Genomic DNA, 26,987 nt, shown 5'->3' with positions numbered 1-26,987 from the left:
CAACCGGTCCGCAGCAACGAACAAGGGCACCGCCACCGTCTCACCGGATTTCGCTGACACCGCACGGGCCCTCATCGGCCGCCCCGGGGTGTCCTCGCCGACGGTGATCGCCTCTGGCTCAAACCGCGCCCCCGCCTGCCCAACCTTGCTCCTGAAGAGGCCCATCCATGGAACAACAGCCACGCGCGGTCGTCTATGGCACGTACGCCGACGAGTGCAAAGCACAACTCGAACATGCTCGACAGGCATATCTCACGATCGCCCTGACAGCCGACATGAGCGAGACCGAGACTGCGAAAACCCTCACCGAAATTATCGGGTCGTGGCGTGATCCTGCCGAGGTCCTCGCTCCGCTGGAATCCGCCGTGCGCAACAAGGGTACGAATTCAGTGGCCGCCAGCGCGCTCGCCGCAACACGGGCGCTTGAGTTGTTCGGGACGCTCATACTGCAGGCAGCAAGAGCGCAGCCTGAAGTGCGCGAGCGTGAGATTCAGTCGGCCAAGAACGCTTTCGGCCCTACCTATAGAACGTATATCGAGTTTCTCTATGACGCTTCGGTGTGCCTTCAGAACGATGACTTCTTGCGAACCAGGTCATAGCGAACCGGCGCAGGAGACCTCGATGAGACACAAGATCATGCGCTCACGCCCCCAGCCTCCCCGGCCTCGCCGCCCGCTGACGAGCCAGAGAGCGAGGGGCCCACGGCCGCCGCCCGACACACGAAGTTCGCAGTCCTGGACGAGACCGGCTGTCACGACGAGCTCCGCGAGAAGGTCCTTGGCATCCTGTCCCGTGTCGCTGGTGAAGCCGACGACGGGCCTGGATCCCCCGGACCGGGTGAACTTCCGGCTCGCGCCCGTGAAGGCTGGTCGATCCGCCATGACTGCTCGCATGGCCCTCGCGATCGTGTTCCCGCGCTCGCATCCGCAGTGCCGGGCGGGCTACGAAGCCGTACGGGCGAGGAGTTCGGGGACTCCTTGGGCGTGCGGGAACGCCTCGAATCGCGGGGTGAGGTCGCGGACCAGCTTCACACACCGCGGTGCGCCGATCCGCAGGGCCAGATCGAGAGCCTCGGTCGCCGCGGCGGCGGCCTGCTCCGGCTCCCCCAGTTCCAGGTAGGACCGAGCCTGATAGGTCTGGAAGACGCCGTACGTCTTGATCCGTGCCGGGGGGAGTTCTCCTTGCCCCTCGCGGATGAGCTGGTGAGCTCGCCGTGTATCACCGAGGTCCAGCAGGGCCTGGCCGGAGTCGACGGCGAGGTCGGCGGTCGAGTACCAGCTGCAGAACGTGGGCACCGGGTCGGCGGCAGGGACGCTCAGGAGGTTCTCGGCGGCGGTCAGCGCCCGCCGGGTGCCTGTGCGGTCGCCGAGCGCGGCGAGCGCGCGGGCCAGGCGCAGTTGGAGGAGCGATTGCGCCGCCGGGTGGCGGGCCCGGCTCAGCGCGCGGCGCAGGAGGTCCGCCGCGGTGTGCGGTCGGCTGCGCCAGGATGCCTGGTAGGCCAGATCACTCAACAGGCCCGCGCCGGCGTCGATGTCGCCGAGCTCGTGCGTGCTGTGCAGGCCTCCGATCCAATACCGGGCAGCTTCTGCGTGGCGGCCCAAGTCGAAGCGGTGCCAGCCGACTTCCGAGGCGAGTTTGGCGGCCAGGGTGTGCAGGCGTGCCGTGTCCCGGGGGCCATGACGTCGCTCGTCGAGGAGGTCGGTGACGGACTGGAGCAACGCCTCCAGCACCGTGACGCTGCGCATCCGGTTCTCGGTGGCCCGGTTCGTGAAGAGTGCGGTCGCCTGTTCCAGCCGGCTGATTTCGTCACCGTCGAGGACGTTCGTGGCATCGGACGGTTCGGGCTGTGCCGTGGCGGTGTGGCTGGGCTGGGCCCATGCACCGGCCAGCGCGAGCAGGGCGGTGCTGGAGACAGCAGATACGACGATGCGGCGCCGGGTGTGGTCCATGGTGGCCTTGAATGCCTCTCGCAGGGCGGGAACGGTGGTGGTGGGACCCAGGGCGACAATCTCGTCAGGGAGCAGCGGCAGCCCGGCACCCGGCAGCCAGTACGGCCAGGGCAGCGGACCATCGGGCACCGGGGCAGGCAGACCGAGGGCCTCGGCGATGTACACCTGGTGCTGGTCGTCGGGCCGCACGCCATGCACTTCCCACTTCCGGACGCGGCTCTTGTCCACGCCCGAGCGCAGCCCGCGGCGCGCGGCAGCCGCCCGCACCCTGTCAGCGAGCTGCTCGCGGCTGAGCCCAGCCGCCTCACGGGCAGCGGTCAGCGGATGCCATGGGATTTCGTCCACGCCCAAATCCTGGCAGACGCACCCCCGTTGTGTACGCAAGTACACAGAGGGGGACCCCTACGGGACCCCCGCCGCCCTCTTCCCGCCCCAGCACGCAGTATCGACACTCGATCACCTGGGCGACACCGACAGCAGGCGTACGCCCGCCTCCCGACGGGCGACGGGTCCGCCCCCGCCGACCACCGGCAGTCCGCACCTCAGTGCCACCGGCCGCACCACGGGCGTCGGGCTCCGGCGCTGCGTATGAAACACAGCGCCGGACGTTGCTTCACGAGATGAAGGGATCGACGGATGACCACTTCGGCTACGCCCCTCCGCGTCTCCCCCTTGAGCGGGGTCGACGCCTCCTGGCACATCGGCAAGCAGTACCGCGTCGGAGCGACGCGGTGGCTGAACGGCGGTGCCGACGGCCCCTCCTTCACCGCCGAGGTGGTGCTCTGCGCGCCGGAACTCGACCCGGCGGGCTTCGTCATCGACTTCGGCCGTCTCGCTGCGCTGAAGACGCACATCGACGACCGGCTCGACCACAGCTGCCTCCACGACCACGTACCCGACCTCAGCGACGAGGGCCTGGCCGCCGCATGGGCCCGGAACCACCTGTCCGACAAGCCCAGCGCACCACGCTGTTGCTCAGCCGTAAGTCCAGCGCTGGCCGGTCCCGCGGTACTCCTCTACAGGGATAGGTTGCACACCCGGTCGCATGCGCTCGCGGTACAGCACGCCGCCCAGGTGGTCGACCTCGTGGTGGACGAGGCGGGACAGGCCGTGAGTGAACCGCGACAGGTGAGTGGAGCCGTCGAGGCTGCTGTGAGCGACGACGATGCTCAGCGGGCGAGGGACGAGTCCTCGGACGTCGAAGAAGCTGAGGCAGCCTTCATACTGCTCGTCCTCGTCCTCGGAGGTCTCGGCGACGTTGGCGTTCAGCAGCACGATGGGCTCTGTCCCGGCGTCGGGTGGGAAGACGATGGCGGCGGAGCGGTCGATGCCGAGCTGGGGAGCGGCGATGCCCATGCCCTTGCCGAACGTGTGAAGTTGGCGGACGCGGCCGACTGCGTCCATCAGCGAGGTGATGACCTCCTGGGCTTCTCCAGCCTCGGCGGGCAGGTCGAAGGGTCGGGCGGCGCGGGTGAGGACGGGGTCGCCGTCCTGGACGATGCCGGCGTCGGCCATGGCCTGGCTCGCGGACAGGGTGCTCACGGAGTTGTTCGCTTTCTCGTCGGCTGCGTTCTTCAGTCGCCATTCGAGGCGGAAGCGGGCGTGCAGGGGCGGGTCCAGGGTGGTCCAGGAGAAGACGCTGTGCTCGCCTCGTTCCGTGCGCCGTGGGGGTGTGCGCAGTGGGGCGAAGTCGGCGCTCATGGAAGTCTCGGTGCCCCAGACGGACGGTTCACTGTCTCGGGGGAAAGACAGTTCCACGGCCAGACGCCGGGTAGGCAGTCGCACCGCGCGCTGGAACCATGGGCCCCACTTCTCGGCGCCGACGCAGTACGCGTAGGAGATCTCGGCTTCCTGGCCGGGGTAGAGAGGGAAGCGGCTCGTTGGGTTCTGGAACTGGAGCCACACCTCCTTGAACGCGTCCCGGTCGTGTTTGACGGTCCAGCCCATCGGCTCGTCCGCGCAACGCGCCGTGAGCTGGAGTTCTTCCCAGGTCAGAGGGTTGCGGCGGTAGAGGGCGTTGGACCGTTCCGGTTCGGAGGGGTATCGGTCGACGGCGATTCGTACAAGGTAGCGAGTGACGGGCTCGGTGCCGTTGTTGTGCAGGAGCCTGCGCATGCTGAGGTGGAAGCGTCCGCCGTCGTAGCGGAGCGCCGCCTCGTCCTCCAGGACCAGCAGGCCGGTGCCGGACGGCGGGTCGTTCTGCTCGGCCGCCTGCGGGGAGGCGTCGGTGCGCTGCCATGCCCGCCACAGTGCTCCGGAGGCGTTGAGTTCGGTGTCCGCCCGGCGGGCGAGCTGGGAGCTGCCGTGTTCCCGGCCGGCCTCAAGGTGGCTCACGTACGAGGGGTCAATGTGCAAGCGCTGGGCGAGAGCTGCCTTCGACAGACCCCGCACGCTGCGCCAGTGCGTGAGTTCCGCAGCAAACGTAGCCTGCCCCTCCCTCTCCAAGGTGGCTTTCCTCTCCGAGAGTTGCTGACGATCGTGAGTGAGCGCTCCTCATGGTCGCCTCATCCTGCCCGGTTGAAGCCCAATGGTGGTAGGCGGCGGCTCCGGCGAACCTCCGGGACGACGCGCTCGTCGTCCTCCAGCCGGTGCCACGGCGACCTCATCCGCAGTTCACGTTCCGTGTCACCGCGGGGGATGCCCGTGAAGGTGATCACCCGCTTGGTTCTGCAAACCAACAGGAGGCTCAGTGCCGCCGAGGGACAGAGGCCCACATGAGTCCGAGCAGCACTTACTGGATGAACTACGCTATTCGCGTCGCACGAAGAGCGTCACGATCAGGTCGACGGGTCGGCGCTGTGCTCGTTTCTGAACACGACGAGTTGATTTGCTCCGCCTTCGAGGGGGAAGTCTGCGGCGCATCCTGGTACCGCACTCTGCGGAGCAGGATGCAGGAACTCGGAATATCCAGCGCACACAGCGCATATCTGACGATCAATACCCTGTCGGGAAACCAGTCCGTTGAGCTCGCTGACCTCTTGAAGGAAGTGCGGATCAACAGGGTTTACATCGGTCTACCAGACCCCGCACTGACGAGCTACCTCGATGACGATCCCGCCACTGCCCGAGGTCAGACACAACGCTTCCCCGACGATCTGCAGCGCGAGATCCTCGAACAGAACCGAGACTTCTACGCAGCGAGCGATCAAAGCATCGAATGCAACCCCCACTACTCCACACATCGCGTCAGTGAAGCCGTCCTCACCAGTCTGAACTCGGAGGGCTTCGCGCTTTCCCGGAGTGATGTAACCGCGAACAGAGGGAGGACCGCGCTCGCTTCTCTGATCTGTACGAAGTACGGGATCGAGTACAAGGAAGCTGATCGCGCCGTAAACGACGCACTGTCCGGAGCCTTTGACGCGAAGTACGGCACCTACGACTACGCGTACGACGCTCGTGCCGCCAACCTGGGGTGGTCCGACGACTTCATGTCGGTTTACAGGAGATCATCCGCAAGGCCTCTGTCTACCGTCAACATCCTCAACGTCGGCGTCGGAGGCGGCTACGAAGCAGCAGCTCTCTTTTCGGATTGCCCTCAGATCACCTTCGTCGACATCGCGGAACGCGGCCTCGCGAACATAAGCGCTCGTATTCCGACGTCAAGAACCGTCGTCTCCAGCGCCGAAGACCTGTCTGCTCTGCCGGAAGACAGCTACGACCTGTATGTCTCCTTGAGAACGTACAACTCATCGTTCTTCGATACATCCGCAGCGGCCCTAGAGGCGCACAGAGTACTGAAACCCAGTGCGATGATTATCGTCTCCGTGGCCAATGGATTTCTGTATACTCAGCGCGGCTGCGTCGTCCCAGGACTGATTATCCCCGGAACCGACTTCGTCGACCTCTATCGCGGAATGGACACAGCCAATCTGATTGGCGCGGAGCTCGACTGTGCCGGATTCAAAGATGTTCGAATGTTCCCAACAAGCACCGAAATCTATCTGTCAGCTGTCACCGCCTGACGTTTCCACCGCCCCTCAGGCCGGCCATGTCCGCGACCTCCCGTCTGTTCCGCAGGAAGGCTGAATCGACGGCGGCCGGGCGCCCGGCTTGTCCAGCGTGGCCAGCGCGAAGGAAGGACTTCTGTATGAACGGGCCAGAGACTGTTGCCCGTCGTATCCTGCAGTTCAACGAGGAACTTGCGGAAACGACGCTTGAGTTGCCTCCCGGGTTCACGGTCATCAATCCGTTCAGCGGCCCCCAGAAGGAACGCGTCCGCGAGGTGACGACGGCCTTCTACAGCAAGTACTACGACGACGACAAACCGCGCCGTCTGGTGCTGGGGAGTTCCCCTGCCAGGCGGGGCACCGCCGTGACCGGAGTTCCGTTCGAGGACGCCAGGCTCCTTGAGAGCGAAACGGGGGTGGACGTGGACGGCTATGCGGTCAGCCGGCCGTCCGCCGGTTTCCTGCACGACGTCATCAGCCGTTACGGAGGCCGCAAAAAATTCTATGCGGACTTCATCATGAGCTTCGTGTGTCCCCTCGGTCTTGCGAGAAGGAACACCAAGGGAAGAGAGGTCAACTGTAACTACTACGAATCCAAGAAGCTGTTGGCAATCTTGGAATCCTTCCTCGTGGAAAGCCTTGAACGGCAGTTGGCGTTAGGTATCGACACCTCGGTGTGTTACTGCATCGGCAGCGGAGAGAACTTCACCTTCCTTTCGAGGTTGAACGAGGGGCAGCGCTTCTTTCGGAAGATCGTCCCCCTGGAGCATCCCCGCTTCATCACGCAGTACAACCGGGACAGAGAGGAAGAGTTCGCAGAAAAGTACCTGTCGGCGTTCCGAGGACAAGGTGACTGACTGCGGCCCCCTCCGGAACTCCTGAAAACCCGCAGCCGATTCGGCGAACCTGCAGATCGGGTCCACAGTGGGCCCGAAAGAAGAAGAGGGAAGAATCGTGGCAGCAAATGGCAGAGTGCTGGTCCATTTCGACTCGGCGCACGCAAGCGTCTACCTCTCTCGAGACGGCGAGTTGCAACTGCTCAAGAAGGAGCGCTTCGTATTCGACGGCGGCGTCGCCCGCGAGGCGGCGGCCGAAGCCTTGGGCGAGTTCTGTGCGGGGCTCGCGGAGGCCGGTGAATCCGTCGACAACAAGACAACGCGCTTGTACGCCACTGGCGCCTTCCAGCAGCTCCCGCAGCTGGAAGCAGACAGCCTGGTCAACAGCATCTACGTGGACACCGGCCTCTACTTCAACATAGTCGGGCCTGACCTGGAACGGTTCTACCGGGAAACGAGCGTGTCCGCGGGCGGGGCTGACAGCATTCTGGAAGGGCTGATCCGGAAGGAATTCCGGAACGCGGTTGTCTGCGGCAGCTTCCAGCAGTCGCTCGGGTACATCGAGGCGACCATCTCCCGTCTGCGAGAGAGCGGAACCGAGGTGCTGAGCCCGCGCAGCACGAAGATCAAGCCGGAAACCGAGGGAACCGACTTCATCCTCTTCGAGTACCAGGATCTCCTGAAGAACGACCGCGACACGTGGCGGCACAAGATTCTGCACATGGGCGCGTTCAGGCAGGCCGACGCTGTCGTGGTGTGCAACCCCGGCGGTCACGTCGGGAAGGGCACCATCTTCGAGCTCGGCTTCATGTCCGCTATCTCGAAGAGAGTCATCTTCACGGAGGAGCCGCTCGGTGTTTCCGTCTCGTTCCCCTGCGAGGTCGGCCTCGGCGGGTGAGCGCTCGCGCTGACTGCCGCGGTGCCCGCCACGGATCCGAGAGGCGTTGGGGCGAGCGGGACAGGTCCGGCTCCCCTCTGGAGCTCTGTCTACCCAGTACGAAGATACGGAAGGAACCTCCCCGATGCCGGATGCAGGAATCATCGACATAGTGCGCGGCAGGCTGCGAAAGATCGTCGCGTCTGTCCTCGAAGTGGAAGCGGAAGAGATCGAGTCCGATGCCCTGTTCTATGAGGAACTCGGGATCAGCTCCCTGGAGAAGGTCGCAATCACGGCCGCGGTCGAGCGCGAGTTCGGAGTCCTGTCAGCGGAGGACGCGGCCGCCCTCACCAGCCTGAACGCCGCAGCCTCTGTCCTCAGTGAGCGGGCGGCAACCCTCCGCGGAGTCAACCTGATCGACCTCTTGGTGGCGGGCCATGTCTCCGCCGGCCGGGGTGGACAGACCAGCTACCTCGATCCGCAGGCCGGGGAGATCAGCTACGCCGACCTTCTTCAAGCGGCTCGCGGATACGCGGGCACCCTCAGAGCCGCCGGCGTACCCGTAGGCGCTCGCGGCCTGCTGATCGCCGACGACTCCGTAGCGACCGTCATCGCCGTGCTCGGCCTGTGGTGGCACGGGTGCGTCCCCGTGCTGATCAGCCCGGTGCTCACGGACGACGAAGTCTGCTACATCGCCGAGGACTGTGCCGCCGCCATGGTGCACCTTGACGCAGCCCCCACACGGCAACGCACGCTGGAGACGTTGTTCGCCACGACCACCCTGTTCACCGGCGCGGCGGTCCGGACTGCTCTGGCGGCGGGCGAACCCGGCCCCGCCAGCCGCCCGCAGGCGGCCGGGCCCTCGGCTGCCTGGAGTGCGGGGCGTGAGGCGCTCGTGCAGTACACCTCCGGAAGCACCGGCATGCCCAAGGGGGTGCGACACTCGGCAGGCGCGATCGCGGCCATGGCCGACGGCATCGGCACGGTCCTGGCCCTGGCTCCCGGGGACACCGTGCTGTCCAGCGCCCGAATGTCCTTCGGCTACGGCTTCGGCGGCTCCGTTCTGTGCCCGCTGGCAGCCGGCTCCCGCGTCGCGCTCATCAACGGCACGGTCGACGTCCACGCGTTCGCCGCCGCGATCCAGCGCCACCGGCCCACCGTGCTGTTCTCCGTCCCACGGCTGTACGCGGCGCTGCTGAACGCCTCCGGAACGGGGCTTGGGCTCGCTCCCGAGTGCGTCGACTCCGTGCGGCTGTGCGTGGCCGCCGGCGAGAACCTGCCAGGACCGCTCAGCGAGCGAATCCGTACCGCCTTCCAGGCCGAACTGCTCAACGGCCTCGGCGCCACCGAGGTGCTCCACATCGTCGTCGGTACCCCGCCGGGTGAGGAACGTCCGGGGACCTTCGGTGTTCCGGTGCGCGGCATCACCGCGACCGTCCGCGACAGGGACGGCACGCCCATCGCCGATGGGAAGGAGGGCCGACTGCACATCATCGGCCCGACCGTCGCCCTGGGCTACATCGGCCGGCCGGAAGCCGCGGAGGTCACCTTCGCCGACGGCGGTGCCTACACCGGCGACGTGGTGCGCCGCGCGCCGGACGGCACGTTCACTCATCTCTGCCGTGTCGATGACCTGCTCAACTTGGGCGGCTACAAGGTCGTGCCGAGTGAGATCGAGAGCGTGATCCGCGGCGCTGAAGGGGTCCAGGACTGTGTGGTGGTCGGCGGCCGCGACGCCGACGGCCTGGAGCAGGCCGTGGCCTACATGGTGGCCAGGCCGGGCACCGACGAAGCCGAGGTGCGGCGCGCCGCGACTACCGCAGCCCGTAGCGGCCTCGCCGCCTACAAGCGTCCCGCCCGTCTGGAGATCCTCGACGCGTTCCCGACCACGTCGACCGGGAAGCTGGCCGTCTCCGATCTGAGGAAGGCGGCTGGACAACCGTGACCTGGGACATCACAGGGATGGCCGCCCTCGCCAACGTCGGCGCCAGCCCCCAGAGCATCTTCGCCGCGTTGTGCGCGAGCCAGGAGAGCCGCAAGCCCTTGAAGGCCTTCGACGCGGACAAGTACCGGGCCGCCTACGCCTACGAGATCGACGACCGGCCCGAAGACGGCCGCGACCGTCCGCGGCGGGCCACCCGCTGGCTCACCACCGTGGTTCGCCAGGCGGTCGCTGACGCGGGCCTGCACGAAGACCTGTCACAGGTGCCCGTGCTGGTCGGGACCACCATGCGCGAGCAGCGCAGCCTCGAGTTGTGGTGGCGTGGCCACCGGGACGTCGCCCTCGAAGACCTGCACTTCGGCCCCGCCTTGAAGGAGGCGTTCGGAGCGTCCACGACGTACACCTTCGCCAACGCCTGCTCGGCCTCGCTGTACGCGCTGGGCATGGCCACCGACATGATCGAACTCGGCATGGCCGACACGGTCGTCGTCGCCGGTACCGATGCCCTCACCGAGGGCGGCTTCGGCACGCTCGACCGGGTACAGAACGCCATCCCCCACGCGCTCCGCCCTTTCGACACCACCCACAAGGGCATGCTGATGGGTGAGGGCGCGGCGGCCATGGTCCTCCAGCGCGCCGGCACCGAGATGCGGCCCGTACAAGCCCGGGTGCGCGGGGTGTCCATGAACTGCGACGCCCTCCACGCCACCGCGCCCAACCCCGACGGGATCACCCGCGCGATCCGCGACGCTCACCGCAGGGCCGGGGTGCGGGTGGAGGACATCGACCTGGTGATGCTGCACGGCAGCGGTACCCCTCGCAACGACGTCACGGAGTCGACCGTTCTGAGCCGTGTCTTCGACGGTGCCGTGCCCAGTCCGCGGATGACCGCCATCAAGGCGATGACCGGCCACACCCTGGGCGGTTCGGGACTCCTCAGCCTCCTGATGGCCGTACTCGCCATGAAGAAGGGGATAGTCCCCCCGGTCCTGGGGCTCACCGACCCCATCCCTGAGGCCGCAGGCCTGGGCCTGGTCCAGGGCACCCCCCACTCCGGTGACCTGGGCATCGCTCAGATCAACGCCTTCGGCTTCGGAGGGATCAACGCCGTCGCGATCGTGGAGGCCGCCCGATGAGCTCGACGAGTGGCGCACGGATGAGCGTCCCGCATGCCCGGGAGGTCATCGTCACGGGCATCGGACTGGCGGTGCCCGGTGTCGCGGCGTACGGCGACCTCCTCGGACCGCTGCCCGGCGAGGGCGGTTTCGACCTCGTGACCGGGCTCCGCGGGCGCGAGATGCGCCACAAGGACCGTGCGTCCCGCCTCGCTCTGCGAGCCGCCGAGTCCGCCCTCCGCGACGCCGCCCTTCTGGACGTCGAAGGCGCGTTCACGGGTGCGGCTGACTCGACCGCCGTCGTGGTCAGCACCAACCTGGGCAATGCGGACAGCGTGTGTGAAGCCGCCGACACCATCACCCAAGAAGGCGTCACAGGGCTCAGCCCGCTGGGCCTGCCTCAGACCTCAAGCAACGTCGTCGCCGGCTGGGTGGCCATCCGCTACGGGCTACGCGGCCCCAACCTCACCGTCTGCAACGGCATCACGAGCGGTCTGGACGCCCTCGCCTGGGCCCGGAACCTCATCTCGGCCCACCGTGCCACCGCGGTCCTCGTCGTCGGGGTCGAACCGGCCAACGATGTGGCGGCGAAGCTGCTCGGTGAGCGGTCCACTGACGCGGCGGTCGCCGTCGTCCTCGAACCGTCGGACACGGCCGCTGACCGTGGCGCCCGCCCGCGCGCCGCGATTGCCGGCTACGCACGGGCCCGCGATCTCGCCGAAGCGCTGGCCACCGCCGGTGCAGCGGGAGAGGAGCCCGTCGACCTGTGGCTCGGAAACGAGGCGAACACCGGGACGAAGCTGCTCGGAGCCACGCATCGAATCGACCTGGAAGCCCAGCTGGGCCCCCTGTCCGGGGCTCTGGGAGTCCTCCAGTGCGCAGCAGCGGCCGCCCACCTGGACACGGGCGCCACCGGGCGCATCGTCGCCACGGCCGGGGGTCTGCACCACGACGCGGCAGCAGCCCTGCTCCTGACCACGCCACCGACCACTCGTCCAACCACGCAGAAGCCGGGAGAACACCTATGAGCGGCGCGACCGTGACCATCGAGGATCTCCGCTCCCTGATAGCCGGAGTACTGGAGATCGAACCCGAAGAGGTCGCCGACCAGGCGCACTTCACCGACCAGCTCGACATCGACTCGCTGCTGATGCTCGAGATCTCCACCCGCGTGGACAACGCGTTCGACGTCCCGGAGAACACCGTGCTCACCAGCGGGGCCAGCACCCTCGCCGAACTGCACGCCGCCCTCACTGCACAGCTCCCCGCCGGGGCGGCGGCTCACCCGCTCATCCGCCCGAGACCCCTGAACGATCCAGCGGTGCGCCTGTTCCTGTTCCACCACGCCGGTGGGTCGCACTTGCTCTACCGGGGCTGGGCGCAGCACTTCCCCGAGGACTGGGAGCTCTGCCTCCTTGAGGCCCCCGGCCGGGGGCAGCTGCAGGCGCTCCCGCTGATCGACGACTGCGACCAGCTGGTCGACTACCTCCACACCGCGATCGCTCCGCTGCTCGACCGGCCTTTCGGGTTCTTCGGGCACAGCATGGGCGCGCTCCTGGCCTACCAGCTCACCCGCCGACTGCACCACGAAGGGGGCCCGATCCCTGACTGGGTGGGGGTGTCCGCCTACGGCATCCCGCGAGAAGCAGCAACCGACGAGGTCCGCCCCCACCTCATGTCCGACGGCGAACTGCGCCGCTGGCTACGAGACGTGGGCGGCAGCACACCTCAACTGCTCGACGACGAATCCGTCTGGAGCACGTTCGCCCCCGTGTTCCGCAACGACTTCAAGCTGCTGGACACCTGGACACCTCCCCGCAGCCCCGAGGCGCTGCCCGTTCCGCTGTCGGTGTTCGGGGGCAGCGGCGACGAACTGGCCAGCGAGGAGAGTCTGCTCTCCTGGCAGACGGCCACCACGCGCTTCCACGGGCTCCAGCGGTACGACGGCAACCACTTCTACCTGATGAGCCACCAGCAGAAGCTTGCTGCCGCTGTCACGGCCGCCATGCGATCGGCCACGGTGTGAGCCCCGGCGAACCACCATGTCACCCGGCGGGTCGACCGACGCGACGCGGTATCCGCCCAGGTTGGGGGAAGGGACGCTCAGGCGTCGGGGTCAACGGCGGGGTGCGTGAACCGCACGGGCTTGCCCAAGGAACGGGCGTAGGCGATCTCGGCCCGGGTGCTGTCTCCGATGTAGTCGCCGACCACGAGCACCTCATCAGCCAGCAGGATCTTCGACCGGTGCAGTTCGTCAAGGCGGTCTTTCAGGGCCTCGGCCTCAACGGGGTCGGACCACAGGGGATGAGGCGTCTTCAGGTCGCAACCGGGCTTGACGACGATGTTTCCCCTGGGCTCTGCGTACGTCTCCCGCAGCTCTGCCTCCGCCATCTCGGCCATGAAGCGCGTGGAGCCGCAGATGGCGACGATGCTGGGGAAACCCAGCTGCCTCTTCGCATCGTTGAGCATTTCCACGGGGGTGATGACCTGCGGGGATGACACTGTGATTCCTCCTGGTGGAACGGTCCGACGGATGCCTGCTGAGCCAAGGGGCGTAGGCTCCCGAGCTCCCCCGGCGGGAAACGGCAGGGGCACCCGCGCGCCCGCACTCTATGCGAGAGGGCTCACCGCCTGGGGGGCGCGGCACTCGCCGGTCGGGCCTGCCCCCAGACCACGTGGTGCCGAACCTGCCGCCATCGCCACGCGCATGCGCCGCCGGATGTCGGCTTCCCTGCCTGCATCAGCCGACTCAGCAGACAGCGACGCCGCGGTGCCGTACTGGTCGGCCCGATGGGCGGGGCCGGCGCGGACTCGAACGCGCGCCGAAACCCGAACGAGGGAGATGTAACCGGATGACCCCATTGACGCGGTGCCCGGCACCGGGCCTGCGGGCTTGCAGCGCCTCCGCGTCGGCGCAGCCCTGCCCCGGCTGAGCGCCCGAGGCCCCGGGCCGTGATGCCACATGCCTCCCGACAACTGCTGCCGGCTCAGACCCCGACCCGTACTTCTGTGCCCCGACGAGGAGACCATGTCCACCGCATCCCGCCAGCCCGCCACCACCCCCGCTCCCACCTCCTCGCCACCTGACCCTGCCGTGGAGGAGGAGCAGGTGGCGGCCCTCGCCGCCACGCTGGAGCTCGCGTACGGGCTCCTGCCGGCCGGCATCAAGCGCATTCCGGAAGGCACCGCGACGGACAACTTCGCGGTCGTAGACCAGAGTGGCCAGCGGCACTTCGCCAAGGTCTACCGCACCCGAGAACTCCGGGCCCTGGAGCTGGAGCTGGCGTCCATCGAACTGTCGGAGTACGCCGCCGACGGAAGGGTCGCTGCAGCGCGGGCAACCCGCAGCCGCGATCACCAGCTCATCGCCACCCACGGTCACGTGCCGATGTCCCTGTGGTCGTACGTGACGCACACCGAGACTGCCGAGGGAACACTGGCCGGTGCACGGTGGGCGTCGGCGGGCACGGCGATGGGCCGACTGCACAGCCGGCTCGCTACGTACCCCGCCGCCGCACCCAGCCAGGCTCCGGGAGCCGCGGTGTGCGACGTGGGCGCCTCACGGGATCGGTTCAACCGCCTCATCCAGGCCTACCAGCACAAGCCCAGGCTCGGGAAGTTCGAGGCGTGGGCACTGCGGGCGACGCGGCAACGGCAAGCCATCATGGCGGGCGTCGAGAAGACACTCGCTTCGCTCCCGCAGCTCACCGTCCAGATCCTGCACGGCGACACGGCCGGCCCCAACGTTCTGTTCAAGGACACCGAAGTGGCCGCGATCGTGGACTTCCGTCCGCCCGCGACCGGGTACCTGGCCTGGGAGATCGCCCGTCTTGGTTGTGACCCTAAGAGCGTGCTGGACAGCAGTGCAACGGACTGGCTCGCCGGCTACACCGATCTCACCCTGGCCTACCGGGAGGCCAACCCGAAGGCGTCCGCGGACGACCTCTTGTTCTCGCTTCGCGTTGGCTGTGCCGCGATGCTCTGCTCGGCCTTCCCGCTGTCGGTGCCCGTGGAACGACCGCACCTCGTCGATGCCGCACTTGAGGCATACGGACAGGTGCGCCACAAAGCGGCTCTGACGCTGCTCGACCGGCTCCCTGCCATGGAGGAGGTTCTACGTGAGGCTCTTAGCTGAGTTGATGACCGCGACGGTCGTCGTGGTTCACGTACGTCGCGTTCCCGGCCGGCGAACTCGGGCTTCTTCTCCTCTTTGCTGTAGCCGGAGGACTCGATCGGGGCCGCGGTGGCCGACGCGCCGAGCTCAGGGTGAGATCGCGCGGCGGTCACCGGGTGAGCTTTTCCACCCGCAGCAGGTCGTCGGGGCTGATGTGAATCGCGGCGACGTCGACGAGCCACTGGATCCACACTGGCTCGATGCCCGGCGCGGCCTCGAACTCGGCCCCGCTCATACGTCCCTGGGCATGGGCGACCGTCCTGTCCGTCAGCTCCTGCAGGGCGTCGGAGTCGATCCAGCGGACGTTCTTCGTCTCGCGGGCGCTCGGGACGAGCTCGCCGGTGACGGCGGCGTGGAAGACGGTCCAGTCGTGGCCAGTGCCGCGTGCGCCGGGCAACCGGCGGCATCGGTTCTCTCGCCAGCCGCCGGTGATGCGGGTAAGGCCGGTGACGGTCAGGCCGAGTTCTTCCTCGACCTCGGCGCGGGCCGCGTCCTCGGGACTTCCATGGTCGTCGTTGTGGCCCGCGGCAGGGGCTGTGCCGTGCGGGAGGGTGGCACGGTCGAATACCAGGTAACGGCCTTGGTGATCGGTGATGAGGATTCCGACCGAGGTGTTGTCGCAGGTCTTCATCGACTCGCTCCGGGGGGGAAGTGGCGGTCCGGGAATGCAGCCGCATCCGTGGCACGGCCGGGCCCGAGGTCTCCGGTGCTGCGTCAGCCGACGCGGGCGGTCCGGCTCACCGCACGGGCGATGCGCGGGCCGACCAGCCGTTCGGCATCTGCGAGCGGGACCCAGGCGGCACCGGTCACCTCCGCTTCCTGGATCTGCCCCACGTCCGCGCGGTCCGTCGTGAACGCGTACCCCAGGTCGAGGTGGAAGTGATCCGGCTCGCCCTTCTCGGGGCGCGCCGGGACGCGCCCGTACTCGACGTACGCGGGCACTGGATCCGCCAGGGTCACTCCCGCCGGGTCGAGTCCGGTCTCCTCGGCGAGCTCGCGCACGGCCGCGTCAACCGGCGTGGCGTCGGTGGGCTGGAGATGTCCGCCCGGCTGCAAGGTGATCCCGTACGCCCGGTGCTCGATCAGCAGGATCTCGCGGCCGCGACGGACCAGGAGCGCGCCCACCGTCACGTGCATCGGGAAGCTGCGCCGCGAGGCGAAGCCACTGCCGCCCGCGAGTATCCGCAGCGGCGCAGACAGTGCCTCGGTCTCGTCCGGGTATCGCTCCAGGTACGTGGCCAGGGTCTGCGAGATGACGGCGTCAGTGATCGCCACGGGCCACCTCCCTTACAGCCGAGCGGGTACAGGCAGCGAGCAGGTGCACAGTGAGCTCCAGCAGGTGTTCCTGGCGTACAGGGAAGGTCGCACTCTACAAGCCGGGCAGGGGCTCGGGCGGGGCGGCGGGTCCGTGTTGTCACGCGAGCCCGGAGCATCGGCTCTCACTTCAAGTACCCACCCCACGGGCTGCGTTGCCTGTCGGGGTGCGTGACTTCTGGGTGCCGCGCATGACCACGCCGGGCGGATGCCGGCTCCGTCCGGACAGATGTGCCAGCCCGCCGCCGCCCTCATTCCGGGCGACGCCACCAGGCTCTGCTGCAAGAGCTCTCCGCCACCGCTTCCTCTCTCGAATCGCCCCGCGCTGCCCGCAGGGAACAACAGATCGCTCTTTTCGGCCAAGATCGCGGCCGGCCCTTCCGGTCGGTGGGCGGGGCCGTGGATCACACACCGCCCGTCGGCCCCGGAGAACAGGGGTTCGAGGTTCGGCTGAAAGGCGTGTGCTCGAACTGTGTCCGTTCTCGTTGGACCGGGCAATCCCCAACGCCTCACGAAAGGGGCGACGTTGACGCCTACCGGCTCACGCCGCAGGACCATCCCGCGCGGGCAAAAGGCTCGCGATCGCGACGCGGTCATCGCCTGCGTGCCCTCGTTCCGGCAGCTCGTCCGACGAACGCTGCCGGATCTTCAAAGTCTCGCTCCAGGGGTGGTGAGTGCATGAAGGACTCACCCGAGGATGGCGCGGACGCATCGGACGAGGCGCACCTGTCAGCCTCCGAGAAGCTGTTGTTCGGCGGCGAGCTCGCCTACGACGCGGGCTGGAGCCAGCACCACTACGCCTGGCTGAAGCTGAGCCTGAAGGCGATGGCGCTCTCCCTGCCCCGGCAGATCACCGTGGCGGTCCGGCTCGCGCATCAGGCTGATCGGCGGGCGCTGTACACGGTGGCGTTCAGCGAGGTCGGGCGGGGTGTCGCGCAGGCAGCCACCCTGGTCGTGGTGAACGCCTTGCTGGTCGAGCTCCTTTCCGAAGGGGCCATGGAGGAGCGGCTGCGCTCGGCGCTGCCGTCGATGGTCGTGGTGGGGCTGCTCGCGGTCATCGGGTCGGTGCTCACCTCGGTGTCGGGGGCCGCCATCGGGATCCTGGAGCCGAAGACCCAGCGGGTCGCGACGGAGCGGTATTTAGCGCTGGTGGCGCGGGTGGAGCTGGAGGCGGTGGAGGACGACGACTTCCACCGGCTGATGGACTCCGCGCAGTACGGTGCCGATTCGGCGCGGAGGATGCTGGGGTACTGCGCGGCGGTGGTCACCGCGGCGATCTCCCTGATCGCGGCGGCCGGCGTGCTGACCGTGCTGCACTGGGCGCTTTTGCCGCTGCTGATCGCGATGGCGGCACCCCGGGCGTGGAGCGCCCTAACAATGACCCGCCACCGGTATACGAGCTATCACCGGTTCATTCAGCACGTACGCGCCTCCCAGCTGATCAGCCGCTTGCTGGTCGACGAGCAGGCGGCCGGGGAGATCCGTGTCCACGATGTCGGGCCGTTCCTGCTCAAGCACTTCCGGGGCATGGCCCTCACCAGTGAGCGGGAGCAGACTCGGCTGGCGAAGATCGGCGTGCGCATCACTCTGGGCGCCGACGCCGCAGCGGGGCTCGCGACGCTGACGACCTACGCCGCGCTGGGACTGCTGCTGTGGCAGGGGCAGATGGCGCTCGCGGTCGCCGGGACAGCCGTGTTCGCGATCCGCACCGGGGCCGCGAGCATTACCGGTCTCGTGGGGCGCGTCACCGACGTGCAGGGCGAGGCCCTGTTCGTTGCCGACCTGGAGACCCTGTGTGAGGAGGCGGCACGGCGCGCCATCCCTACCGGCGGGCGGGATCTTCCGGAGACGGTCGGGGAGATCCGTTTCGAGAAGGTCACGTTCACCTACCCCGGTTCCGACACTCCCTCGCTGAACGAGGTCGACCTCGTCGTTCCTCGTGGGAAGACGGTGGCCCTAGTCGGCCACAATGGAAGCGGCAAGTCGACCCTGGTGAAGCTGCTATGCGGGCTGCGGGCCCCGGACAGCGGGCACGTTCTGTGGGGCGGCGTAGCCACCACCGACGCTGATCGCGCCCAGGTCTTCGACCGGGTGGCGATGGTCGCCCAGGACTTCTACCGGTGGCCGTTCACCGCCCGGGTGAACATCGGGGCCGGACGCCCCGCGGCGCCGATGGACGACGCGGCCCTCGCCCCGGCCGCCGCGTACGCCGGGGCTGACAAGGTCATCGCCTCCCTGCCCTGGGGGCTGGACACCCTCCTCGCGCGTGGGTACAAGGGCGGGCACGAGCTCTCTGGCGGGATGTGGCAGACGGTCGGACTGGCCCGGGCCCGTCACCGCATGGGCCAGGTTCTGATCGTCGACGAGCCGACCAGCGCACTGGATCCCGCCGCGGAGCAGCGGGTCTTCGACCAGATCCACCGGCTGTCCGGCGAGGGGCAGACCACCATCCTGATCACCCACCGCCTGCACAGCGTCCGCGACGCCGACTACATCTACGTCCTGGACGAAGGCCGCGTCGCCGAACACGGCACCTTCGCCGATCTGATGGACCCGACCACCGGCACCGGAGCCTTCCGCGACGCCTACGAGCTGCAGGCCGCCCAGTTCCGTGCCCCGTCGCCTTCGGTTCCGGGCCAGCCGGGCCCGGGCACCGGAGTTGCCGGTACGAAGGCGGCGGCAGAAGGAACGGCCACCTCGTGAGCGGAAGCGACAGCACCCGCCCGAAGGCGGAAGACACTGAAGGATGGCCCGCGGCGGAGGCCGTCCCGGAGCCGGGTCTGTGGCGGCATGGGGACTTCCGGCTCTACTGGGGCGGCCAGGCTGTGACCGTTGCGGGTTTCGGGATCACCACGATCGGTATCTCGGTGATCGCTGTGGTGGACCTGCACGCCTCGACCATGCACGTGGCGCTGATCGCCGTCGCGGGCAAACTGCCCGCGCTGCTGCTGTCCCTGCACGCCGGCGTCCTCGCCGACCGCTACCGCAAGCGGCCCATCATCATCACGTGCGACGTCCTGTGCGCGCTCACCCTGGCCAGCATCCTCGTGGCCCAGTTCGCCGGACAGGTCACCCTGGGCCAGCTGTACGCAGTCGCCTTCCTCGTCTCCGCGTTTCAGGTGGTCGGGAGCAACGCCTCGGTCAGTTACCTCCCGACGCTGCTGCGCGGGGAGCAGCTCAAGGAGGGAAACGCCAAGCTCGGCGCGACGAACTCGCTGGCCGACCTCGCCGGGAACAACCTCGGCGGGCTGCTGGTCACCGTGCTGGGCGCCGCCCGGGCGATCGCCGTGGACGCTCTCTCGTATCTGGTCTGCGCCTTCTGCCTGCTGACCATCCGCCACCGTGAGCCGGAGCCGGCACCCCGGCCCGCGGGCAGCAGCCACTGGACGGAGATCCGCGAAGGCCTCGACTACACCCTGCAGACTCCCGTGGTGCGGTCCATCGTCCTGTCGAACGCCACCACGTCGTTCGCCCTGGCTGCCAGTTCGGCACTCTGGTCCCTCTTCCTTTTGCGTGAACTGTCCTGGAGTCCCACGGCGCTGGGCATCGTCATGGGCGCCGGCGGCGTCGGCGGGTTCCTCGGCGCCCTGCTGTGGCGAAGACTGGAGCGGCGCTGGGGAGCCGGCCCCGTCATGCTCACCGCCCTGGCCATCAACCCTCTGGCCCAGATCCCGCTGGTCCTCGTCGGCCCCGGGAGGGCCGGCCAGGCCGTCATCGGTACCTGTCTACTGATCCAGACCGGGGCGGCCGTAGCCCACGGCGGACTGCAGCGCAGCGTCCGACAAGAGCTGTGCCCCACACATCTCCAGGGCCGCGCCCAGGCCACCGGTGCGTGGCTCGCCTCCGGTCTGCGCCCTGTTGCCGCATTCCTCGCCGGTGTACTCGGCACCCTCCTCGGGCTGCGGTCCGCCCTCGGCGTGATCACCTTCCTGCTCTGCGCCCCCTTGGTGATCCTTTGGCGCTCCCCCGTGCGTGGCCTGCACCCCTCCACCCGGCCCGCCTTCGCCACGGAACCAGGAGTCGTGACACAGGTCCCGCCCGCCGGAGCCGGATCTTCCTCATCCATCCCATGAAAGGTGCCGCCCATGCCCCCCTCTCGATCGCACATCCGTGAACTCGTCACCGCCTACCTGGCCCGCCACCCCGGTGAGCACCGGGCCCTGGCACCGCTGCTGGCGGGGCTCGATGCCTCGTCCGACCTGACGTCGCGGGCGACGCTGCCTTGGCACATCACGTGCAGCGCCGTCGTGATCGATCACGCCGGACGGGCCCTGCACGTGCGGCACAACGCCTCCGGAGGGCTACTGCTCGCCCCCGGAGGCCATGGCGAGCCTGACGATATGACGCTCATGGCCACCGCCGTGCGTGAGGTTCACGAGGAGACGGGCATCCCCCCGGGGCTGCTCCGCCAGAGTGCCGCGTTCTGCCACGAGCCCGCCGACATCGATATACACCCCATCGACGCCAACCCGGCCAAGGGCGAACCGGCCCACCATCACTACGACTTCCGGTTCGTCTTCCACCTCGTTCCCCCCTCCGTCGAAGCGGCCCTGCAAACCGAGGAGGTCTCCGCTGCCGTCTGGCTGCCGCTCGACCAGATCACCTCCCCCGGACTGCGGGAGAAGCTCCTCAGCGCCAACCTGAGCGCCGCCCCGGAACCGGTCAACGCCTCCGTGATCATCCACGACTCGGCTGGCCGCTACCTGCTGCATCTGCGCGACCAGCGGGAAGGGATTTGGGAGCCCGGCGTGTTCGCTCTCCTCGGCGGCGGCCGGGCCCCCGGCGACGCCTCCCTGGAGGCGACACTGCTGCGAGAGCTCGGCGAGGAAGCCTCGGGGCTCAAGGTCACCGGTCTGGAGCCGTACGCCGTGGAGGAGACCAAGAGCGTCGACGGGCTGAGCGTTCCTGTCCAGATTTTCACCGCCGTGTGGGAGGGCCACCCGGACACCGCCGGGCTCCGAGAAGGGGTCCTGCTGCACTGGTGCACCCTGGAGATGCTCGACCGTCTGCCCCAGTCCCCCGGCCTCGGAGACCTGATCCGCCGGCACGCCGCCCAGCACCCCCCGGCCTCCACCCCGCCCAAGGCGTCCCGTCCGTCGGCCGACCGGTCCCCGGCAGGGACCGAGCTCCACGTCGTAGGGGTTCACCTCTACCTCCAGGACGCCGACGGCCGGGTCCTTCTGGGCCTGCGGCATCCCGACTCCGCATACGCCGGGCACCTCTACCACGCCCTGGCGGGTCACTGTGAGCGGGAGGACGCTGTCAGTTGCCTGATTCGCGAGGCAAAGGAGGAGGCGGGTCTGATCCTCGATCCCGAAGGGATCGAACTCGTCCACCTGGTCCACAGTCAGGACTCGCTATCGGCGAGGCCGAGGATCCAGCTGTTCTTCCGGCCCTGGATCTGGTCCGGTGTGCCGCAGGTGCTGGAGCCCGACCGGTGCGTGGAATGGCGGTGGTTCGACCCGAAGGATCTGCCGGACAACACCGTGCCGTACACCCGGCAGGCCATCGGGGCCATCATCGACGGCCGCCCGTACTCAGACATGGGATGGACACGATGACGGCCACGGACACAACTGCCTCCGTCGGTGAGGAACGATGCGCTGCGCCCGGTGCGGCGGATCCGGTCGCGGCGCGGGAGGCGATGGTCGCCCGGCTGGAGACGGCCGGCCAGCTCAGGCCGGGGGCCGTTCGCGAGGCGCTGCTGGCGATCCGCCGCGAGGTCCTGATCCCGCAGGCATACGTCCGGCGCAGCGCCCCGGGGGAAGATCCGCCGCGGTGGGACTTGCTGGACTGGGACACGCTGGCCGACCAGGTGGAGCTCCTCGGTCTGCTGTACGGGGGTGGCAGTGTGCTCGTGCAGCACGACGGGGAGCCGTTGCTCGGACGGGCGCGCGGGGCACGGTCGGGTCGGGTGATCTCCTCGATGTCGTCGGTGACGGGCATGACCGCCGAGCTGCTGCAGGAGCTGGATCTGCGCCGGGGACAGCGGGTGCTGGACGTCGGCACCGGGGCGGGCTTCACCGCGGCGGTGGCCTGCCATGTCTGCGGCGATGAGGGCGTGGTCTCTCTTGACCGGGACCGGCATCTTGTCGAGTCGTCGGCCGCGCGTCTGGCCGATCTCGGGTTCCATCCGCACCTGGTGTGCGGGGCGGGAGGGGAGGGCTGTCCGGACCGCGGACCGTTCGACCGGATCTTCCTGTCGTACGCGGTACGACAGGTGCCCTCCGCCCTGGCCGGACAACTGGCACCGGGAGGCCGTTTGTTGACGCATGTGACGACCGCTTCGCCGTCGTGGCCGGCGCTCGCCGTCGTCGAGCGCACAGCCGACGGCTTCTTGAGAAGCGAGTTGCGGGCGGTGGAGTTCGCACACCGCGCCGGGCACGGCGTGGACCGGATCTGGCTCACCGAGGACTTCCGTCATCGCATCGCGACCGAGCCCGGCACGCGGGCGTACGTCAGCGCGCGGGAACTGCCGTCGAGCACCGACCGCGGCTTCTGGCTGGCGGCCGATCATCTTCTCGGAGGCGGCCTGGTGCGGGACTTCGGGGCCGAGTACCTGGCCCTCGGCGCGCCGGGCTGCGGGTCATGGTTGCGCGCCGCACCGGGCGAGCAGGGCTGGCACGTCGCGGCTCACGGCCCGCGCGACATCTGGGCGGAGCTGCACGACCTCGCCGACCGGTGGCGGGCCGCAGGCTCCCCGGACCGCTACCGGCTGGACTTCACCGAGGACGGCGGCCAGCGGGTGTCCTCGGTGAAAGGGGACCTGGCCTGGCCACTGTCCGCCCCGGGCCCCGTTCACGAAGGAGCGTTCTCGTGACCCGTTCCGAACCCGATGTCCGGCCTGAGCAGGAGGCATTGTTCTCGACCGCTGCCGAGCACTACGCCCGGCACCGGCCCGGCCTTCCGGACCCCGCCGTGCACCTGCTGGCCGGCACCCTGGCCGGGCGCACGGGACCAGCGCTGCTGGATCTGGGCACCGGTACCGGACAGGTGCCGCGCGCCCTGCTGGCGGCGGTCCCCCACCTCGCCCACGTCGAGGCGGTCGACGTCAACCGGGCCATGCTGGTCAACGCCCGCCGCGCTCTCGGGCCGCTGCTCGGCGGCTGCACCCTGACCCTCGTCCACGGCTCTGCACACGCCTACGCCCCTGCGCCCGGAATGGCTGTCCCGGCGCCGGATCTGGTCACCTTCTGCCGGTCCTATCACTGGATGGACGGGCCCGGGGCCCTCGCGATGGCGGACCGTGTCGCCGCCCCGCACGCCACCGTGGCGATCATGGGCGACGGGAGCCTCTGGACCCACGACGCCGGATGGACTCGGCAGCTGCGCGAGCTGATCCAGCACCACCTGGGGGCCGCCCGCCGCGCGGGGACCGGCACCGCCTACACCGCTGCCGCCCGCTCCTGCGAGGAAGACCTCGCCGCATCCGCCTGGAGCGACGTCGCCGAGCACCGGTTCCCGGTCGCCCGCACGTGGACACCCCGCGGCGTTCTCGGCTACCTGCGCACCACGTCGTTCGCGAACGCGGGCCTGTTCCCCGACAGCGCCCGGCATGACGCGTTCGAGGCGGACGCCCACGCCCTGCTCACCGGGATCGCCGACCAGGAGGGTCCGCTCGTGGAGCAGGCCGAGTTCCGGGTGCTCCTCGCCCGCCGCCAGGGAAGCGCCCGGTGAGCGGGGGCGAGCGGCATGCCGAGCCGGTGGACGTCCACCTGATCCTGCGCCGGGAAACTGGCGATGGTCCTGAGGTCCTGCTGTCGCGTCGGGCCGGGAAGGTGTACGCGGCCGGCCTGTGGCACCTGCCCTCCGGGCATCTGGACGGTCCGCACGAGGACGTGGTCACCGCCCTGATCCGCGAGGCGAGGGAGGAGACCGGTGTCGTCATCGACCCGGCCGACGTGCGGGCCGCCGTGACCGTGCACCACCGCAGCCCCAGGGGTGACTCGCGGTCGGGGTACTTTTTCGAGGTCCGGCGGTGGAAGGGCGAGCCAGGGATCGCGGAGCCGGATGTCTGCGACGCGATGGACTGGTTCCCCGTTCACGCGTTGCCCGTCCGGATGGTGGCGTACTGCCGTGCCGGCCTGGACGCCTACGCCGCCGGCGCGCGCCTCGCCGTGCACTTCCAACTGCCTGGCGACACCATCGCCTTCGACCCCGGCGCCGACCGGCTGCGGGTCGTACCGGACATGACCGGCGCCCAGGCGTCCGGCGCCCGTCCCGACGAGGCGGTCGTGGAGTTCGCGGAGCGCGCGGTCGGCCGGATCACGCAGTGGACGGATACCTCATGGGCACGTGAGGAGAGCCGCGTGTGGCGGGTCCACGGAGTCCAGAGCGGCACCTGGTACGTGAAGGTCCATCAGAACGAGCGATTCCACGGCAGGGAAGTGCGAGGGCTACGGACGTGGGCCACGGCGCTGGGAGCGGCGGCGCCACGGCTGGTCGCCGCCGACGAGACGCTGCGGACGGTGGTTCTCACCGCGGTGCCGGGCCGCCCGCTGCACGGCACGGTCCTGGCACCGGAGCGGGAGAGGGCGCTCTTCCAGCGGATCGGCGCACTGACCCGCCGTATCCACCAGTCCGCTCCCCCACGGCCCGCTCCCGCCGGCAGCAGCCCCGCCGTGGCCAAGGCCGACCGGCACCTGGCCGGAGCGCGGCCCCGTCTGCTCCCGGGCGATGAGGAGTTCGTCCGCGACCTCGTCCGACGGGCCGAAGGACTGCCACCGCTGGAGTGGGTGGAGACTCACGGCGACCTCCAGCTCCGCAACATCCTCGTCACCCCGGATGCCGCCGACGAGCCGGACGCCCGTGATGGCTTCGTGGCGGTGATCGACCTCGAGCGCAGTGAACCGGGACCGGCCGTACGGGATCTGGTCCGCCTGTCCGACGCCTGGGCCGGCCGCCCCGACCTCTTCGAAGCGTTTCTGGCCGGGTACGGCAGGCCTCTGACCGCCATCGAGGAGGCCCGCCTCGCCATCGACACGGCGCTCGATGCCGTGAGCGGGATCGCCTACGACGTCGCCCACAACGACCCCGAGCTGTCCGAACGCGGCCGGCGGACCCTGGCCCGGCTGCGCGCCGAGCGCCGTGCACCCCTCTCACCGACAGGAGATGCGACGTGAACGCCGAAACGGCACCCGCCACCGCGCCCGGGCCGAGCGCTGCCGCCGGACGGCCGCCGGTCCGCGCGGCAACCTCCGCTGACGCCGGGGCCATCACCCGGATGCGCTCCGCATACGTCCTGTCCGCACCGCTCACCGACGACTGGCTCCGGCTGTCCACGGACGAGCTGGCACCACGGCTCACGCCGCAAGGAGACGCCCGGGCCTTCGTCGTCGACGCCCCGGACGGCACGATGGCCGCCTGCGCCCTCGGACTGATCAGCCCCGTGCTCCCGGCCCCGGCCTACCCCCGAGGCCGGGCCGCCCGCGTGCAGATCGCCGCCACCCGGCCCGAGTGCCGCCGCCGCGGCTACGCCCGGGCCGTCGTCACGGCACTCCTCGACCACCTCGCCGACGTCGAGGACGTCACGCTGTTCGAACTGCACACCAGCCCGGAGGCCGCGCCCCTGTACCGGGAGCTCGGCTTCAACGGCAACCCCGCGCTGATGCGGATGACCCGACACCGCCAACCTGCCGACACCGGCGCGGTGCCCCGTGCGCAGCCTGTCTCGACGTGGGTGCCGCCGCAGGTTTATGCCGATTCGCTGCCCCGGGCTGCCGCGTACGTGTGCCTCTACGTCACCGATGAGGACGACCGCCCGCTCCAGCTGCACTCCGTCTACTCCCCCGGCCACCCCTGGCACATGATCGGCGGCGCGATGGATCTGGGTGAGCGGCCCTGGGACGCGGTGGTACGCGAATGCGGAGAAGAGACGGGCATGACGGCCGTGGGTCCGCCCCGGCTGCTGGCCACCGTGTTCGGGGTGCCCCGGGCGCAGCGTCCGTACAGCACGCTGCAGCTGATCTTCGACGGCGGTCGCCTCACCGCTGAGCAGATCCGGGGCATCACGCTGAACCCGCGCGAGCACGACGAGGTCCGTGTCCTGTCCCTGGCCGAGTGGGAGGCCTTGATGCCGGCCCGGGATTTCGTGCGGCTGCGCGCCGTGGAGGAGGCCCGCCGCACCGGCGTGGCCGCCTACATCGACACCTGGGGGAACGCATGACCACCAGCAGCATGATCCTGATGTCCGACCCGCGGGTCGCCGCGATCCCGGTCCGTGAATGCGGCGAACCGCTCGTCGATGTCCGCTCAGGCCCGGTGCCGTTGCTCGTCGACGCCCGCCGCAGCGACCCGGACGGTGCCTTCGCGCATCTGCGTGAGCGCGTACGCGACCAGCTCGTCGCCGCACAGGACCGGCTCCCCGACGGGCTGCGTCTGCTCATTGTGGAGGGCTACCGGCCCCTGAACCTCCAGACCCAGTACTACGAGCGGTACGCCCAGGGCCTGCGGACCGCCCACCCACAGTGGACGGCGCAGGAGGTACGGGATGCGGCCAGCCGGTACGTCTCTCCCCCGGAGATCGCCCCGCACAGCGCCGGGGCCGCGGTCGACCTGACGCTCGTCGACACCGACGGCCGGGAGCTGGACATGGGTACGGCGATGAACGCGAACCCGGAGGACAGCGACGGGGCCTGCTTCACCGCCGCCACGAACATCACCGCGGCGGCGAAGACGAACCGGGCCATCCTCACCAGCGGCATGGCCGCCGTCGGGCTCCAGAACTATGCCTTTGAGTGGTGGCACTTTTCGCTCGGAGATCGTTACTGGGCCCTGTTGCAGAGGAAGCCGGCGGCGCTGTACGGGCCCAAGAACTGGACCTGAAACCCCGGC

The 26,987-nt window shown here is 69.1% G+C and carries 22 protein-coding genes and 1 pseudogene; 18 read left to right on the top strand and 5 right to left on the bottom strand.

Annotated features, from left to right (window positions below; translation table 11 throughout):
* Positions 1-167 precede the first annotated feature (167 nt).
* Positions 168-599: a hypothetical protein gene (locus ACH4UK_RS29360; RefSeq protein WP_398361087.1), complete on the top strand. Its 432-nt coding sequence runs from the start codon at positions 168-170 to the stop codon at positions 597-599.
* A gap of 342 nt (positions 600-941) precedes the next feature.
* Here the strand turns inward: ACH4UK_RS29360 and ACH4UK_RS29355 are convergent, their stop codons facing one another.
* Positions 942-2,294 carry an XRE family transcriptional regulator gene (locus tag ACH4UK_RS29355; protein WP_398361085.1) on the bottom strand — a complete coding sequence of 451 codons (1,353 nt, stop codon included), beginning with the start codon at positions 2,292-2,294 and terminating at the stop codon, positions 942-944.
* A 291-nt stretch (positions 2,295-2,585) separates the two neighbouring features.
* On the opposite strand from ACH4UK_RS29355, the pseudogene ACH4UK_RS29350 reads away from it, so the two are divergent.
* Positions 2,586-2,864: pseudogene (locus ACH4UK_RS29350) on the top strand (6-pyruvoyl trahydropterin synthase family protein); the annotation flags it as partial.
* A 60-nt stretch (positions 2,865-2,924) separates the two neighbouring features.
* Here the strand turns inward: ACH4UK_RS29350 and ACH4UK_RS29345 are convergent.
* Positions 2,925-4,394, bottom strand: a complete 1,470-nt coding sequence (locus tag ACH4UK_RS29345) for a peptide deformylase (protein ID WP_331759716.1) — start codon at positions 4,392-4,394, stop codon at positions 2,925-2,927.
* Between the two features lie 269 nt (positions 4,395-4,663).
* On the opposite strand from ACH4UK_RS29345, the gene ACH4UK_RS29340 reads away from it, so the two are divergent.
* The 7 genes from ACH4UK_RS29340 (at position 4,664) to ACH4UK_RS29310 (ending at position 12,692) form a co-directional block, all read left to right on the top strand.
* On the top strand, positions 4,664-5,911 hold the full coding sequence (locus ACH4UK_RS29340; protein WP_398361083.1) for a class I SAM-dependent methyltransferase: 1,248 nt from the start codon (positions 4,664-4,666) through the stop codon (positions 5,909-5,911).
* Between the two features lie 125 nt (positions 5,912-6,036).
* Positions 6,037-6,753, top strand: a complete 717-nt coding sequence (locus ACH4UK_RS29335; RefSeq protein ID WP_331759718.1) for a uracil-DNA glycosylase family protein — start codon at positions 6,037-6,039, stop codon at positions 6,751-6,753.
* Between the two features lie 97 nt (positions 6,754-6,850).
* Entirely contained in the window at positions 6,851-7,630 is a 780-nt protein-coding gene (locus tag ACH4UK_RS29330; protein ID WP_398361082.1) for a hypothetical protein, read from the top strand.
* A gap of 124 nt (positions 7,631-7,754) precedes the next feature.
* Positions 7,755-9,554: an AMP-binding protein gene (locus ACH4UK_RS29325; protein WP_398361080.1), complete on the top strand. Its 1,800-nt coding sequence runs from the start codon at positions 7,755-7,757 to the stop codon at positions 9,552-9,554.
* A complete protein-coding gene (locus tag ACH4UK_RS29320) occupies positions 9,551-10,687 on the top strand; it encodes a beta-ketoacyl synthase N-terminal-like domain-containing protein (protein WP_398361078.1) in 1,137 nt (378 codons plus the stop codon). The genes ACH4UK_RS29325 and ACH4UK_RS29320 overlap by 4 nt, the downstream gene beginning before the upstream one ends.
* Complete coding sequence (locus ACH4UK_RS29315; RefSeq protein ID WP_398361076.1) at positions 10,684-11,694, top strand: beta-ketoacyl synthase N-terminal-like domain-containing protein; 1,011 nt, start codon at positions 10,684-10,686, stop codon at positions 11,692-11,694. The genes ACH4UK_RS29320 and ACH4UK_RS29315 overlap by 4 nt, the downstream gene beginning before the upstream one ends.
* Positions 11,691-12,692, top strand: coding sequence for a thioesterase domain-containing protein (locus ACH4UK_RS29310; RefSeq protein WP_398361074.1), 1,002 nt, complete (start codon positions 11,691-11,693; stop codon positions 12,690-12,692). Before ACH4UK_RS29315 ends, ACH4UK_RS29310 begins: the two co-directional genes overlap by 4 nt.
* 77 nt (positions 12,693-12,769) lie before the next feature.
* On the opposite strand, the gene ACH4UK_RS29305 is transcribed toward ACH4UK_RS29310, so the two are convergent.
* A complete protein-coding gene (locus ACH4UK_RS29305) occupies positions 12,770-13,168 on the bottom strand; it encodes a hypothetical protein (protein WP_398361073.1) in 399 nt (132 codons plus the stop codon).
* Between the two features lie 526 nt (positions 13,169-13,694).
* Here ACH4UK_RS29305 and ACH4UK_RS29300 point away from each other — a divergent pair.
* Positions 13,695-14,801 carry a phosphotransferase enzyme family protein gene (locus tag ACH4UK_RS29300; RefSeq protein WP_398361071.1) on the top strand — a complete coding sequence of 369 codons (1,107 nt, stop codon included), beginning with the start codon at positions 13,695-13,697 and terminating at the stop codon, positions 14,799-14,801.
* Positions 14,802-14,949: 148 nt separating this feature from the next.
* Here ACH4UK_RS29300 and ACH4UK_RS29295 read toward each other — a convergent pair whose 3' ends face one another.
* Complete coding sequence (locus ACH4UK_RS29295) at positions 14,950-15,471, bottom strand: NUDIX hydrolase (protein WP_331759730.1); 522 nt, start codon at positions 15,469-15,471, stop codon at positions 14,950-14,952.
* Positions 15,472-15,554: 83 nt separating this feature from the next.
* Complete coding sequence (locus ACH4UK_RS29290) at positions 15,555-16,115, bottom strand: NUDIX hydrolase (RefSeq protein ID WP_398361068.1); 561 nt, start codon at positions 16,113-16,115, stop codon at positions 15,555-15,557.
* A 717-nt stretch (positions 16,116-16,832) separates the two neighbouring features.
* Between ACH4UK_RS29290 and ACH4UK_RS29285 the strand changes: the two genes are divergently transcribed.
* Genes ACH4UK_RS29285 through ACH4UK_RS29250 form a run of 8 tightly spaced genes read left to right on the top strand, consistent with a single transcriptional unit; the run spans position 16,833 to position 26,978 of the window.
* Positions 16,833-18,857 carry an ATP-binding cassette domain-containing protein gene (locus ACH4UK_RS29285; protein ID WP_398361066.1) on the top strand — a complete coding sequence of 675 codons (2,025 nt, stop codon included), beginning with the start codon at positions 16,833-16,835 and terminating at the stop codon, positions 18,855-18,857.
* Entirely contained in the window at positions 18,854-20,227 is a 1,374-nt protein-coding gene (locus tag ACH4UK_RS29280) for an MFS transporter (protein ID WP_398361064.1), read from the top strand. Before ACH4UK_RS29285 ends, ACH4UK_RS29280 begins: the two co-directional genes overlap by 4 nt.
* A gap of 12 nt (positions 20,228-20,239) precedes the next feature.
* On the top strand, positions 20,240-21,715 hold the full coding sequence (locus ACH4UK_RS29275) for an NUDIX domain-containing protein (RefSeq protein ID WP_398361062.1): 1,476 nt from the start codon (positions 20,240-20,242) through the stop codon (positions 21,713-21,715).
* On the top strand, positions 21,703-22,974 hold the full coding sequence (locus ACH4UK_RS29270; RefSeq protein ID WP_398361060.1) for a protein-L-isoaspartate O-methyltransferase: 1,272 nt from the start codon (positions 21,703-21,705) through the stop codon (positions 22,972-22,974). Before ACH4UK_RS29275 ends, ACH4UK_RS29270 begins: the two co-directional genes overlap by 13 nt.
* Positions 22,971-23,831, top strand: coding sequence for a class I SAM-dependent methyltransferase (locus tag ACH4UK_RS29265; RefSeq protein ID WP_398361058.1), 861 nt, complete (start codon positions 22,971-22,973; stop codon positions 23,829-23,831). Before ACH4UK_RS29270 ends, ACH4UK_RS29265 begins: the two co-directional genes overlap by 4 nt.
* On the top strand, positions 23,828-25,276 hold the full coding sequence (locus ACH4UK_RS29260; RefSeq protein WP_398361056.1) for a phosphotransferase: 1,449 nt from the start codon (positions 23,828-23,830) through the stop codon (positions 25,274-25,276). Before ACH4UK_RS29265 ends, ACH4UK_RS29260 begins: the two co-directional genes overlap by 4 nt.
* On the top strand, positions 25,273-26,319 hold the full coding sequence (locus tag ACH4UK_RS29255) for a GNAT family N-acetyltransferase (RefSeq protein ID WP_398361054.1): 1,047 nt from the start codon (positions 25,273-25,275) through the stop codon (positions 26,317-26,319). The genes ACH4UK_RS29260 and ACH4UK_RS29255 overlap by 4 nt, the downstream gene beginning before the upstream one ends.
* On the top strand, positions 26,316-26,978 hold the full coding sequence (locus ACH4UK_RS29250) for a M15 family metallopeptidase (RefSeq protein WP_331759747.1): 663 nt from the start codon (positions 26,316-26,318) through the stop codon (positions 26,976-26,978). Before ACH4UK_RS29255 ends, ACH4UK_RS29250 begins: the two co-directional genes overlap by 4 nt.
* The last annotated feature ends 9 nt before the right edge of the window (positions 26,979-26,987 follow it).

This window comes from Streptomyces sp. NPDC020884 (assembly GCF_044333935.1).
In the GTDB taxonomy this organism is placed as follows: Bacteria; Actinomycetota; Actinomycetes; order Streptomycetales; family Streptomycetaceae; genus Streptomyces.
Note: the sequence above shows the minus strand (reverse complement) of the source record. Positions and strands in the feature narration are given on the sequence as shown.

Excerpts from the sequence above, each read along its gene's own strand:
- ACH4UK_RS29250 (WP_331759747.1), top strand. The coding sequence starts at position 26,316 with ATGACCACCAGCAGCATGATCCTGATGTCCGACCCGCGGGTCGCCGCG.
- ACH4UK_RS29340 (WP_398361083.1), top strand. The coding sequence starts at position 4,664 with ATGAGTCCGAGCAGCACTTACTGGATGAACTACGCTATTCGCGTCGCA.
- ACH4UK_RS29270 (WP_398361060.1), top strand. The coding sequence starts at position 21,703 with ATGGACACGATGACGGCCACGGACACAACTGCCTCCGTCGGTGAGGAA.
- ACH4UK_RS29300 (WP_398361071.1), top strand. The coding sequence starts at position 13,695 with ATGTCCACCGCATCCCGCCAGCCCGCCACCACCCCCGCTCCCACCTCC.
- ACH4UK_RS29295 (WP_331759730.1), bottom strand. The coding sequence starts at position 15,471 with ATGAAGACCTGCGACAACACCTCGGTCGGAATCCTCATCACCGATCAC.
- ACH4UK_RS29360 (WP_398361087.1), top strand. The coding sequence starts at position 168 with ATGGAACAACAGCCACGCGCGGTCGTCTATGGCACGTACGCCGACGAG.
- ACH4UK_RS29325 (WP_398361080.1), top strand. The coding sequence starts at position 7,755 with ATGCCGGATGCAGGAATCATCGACATAGTGCGCGGCAGGCTGCGAAAG.
- ACH4UK_RS29285 (WP_398361066.1), top strand. The coding sequence starts at position 16,833 with ATGAAGGACTCACCCGAGGATGGCGCGGACGCATCGGACGAGGCGCAC.
- ACH4UK_RS29275 (WP_398361062.1), top strand. The coding sequence starts at position 20,240 with ATGCCCCCCTCTCGATCGCACATCCGTGAACTCGTCACCGCCTACCTG.
- ACH4UK_RS29315 (WP_398361076.1), top strand. The coding sequence starts at position 10,684 with ATGAGCTCGACGAGTGGCGCACGGATGAGCGTCCCGCATGCCCGGGAG.
- ACH4UK_RS29335 (WP_331759718.1), top strand. The coding sequence starts at position 6,037 with ATGAACGGGCCAGAGACTGTTGCCCGTCGTATCCTGCAGTTCAACGAG.
- ACH4UK_RS29310 (WP_398361074.1), top strand. The coding sequence starts at position 11,691 with ATGAGCGGCGCGACCGTGACCATCGAGGATCTCCGCTCCCTGATAGCC.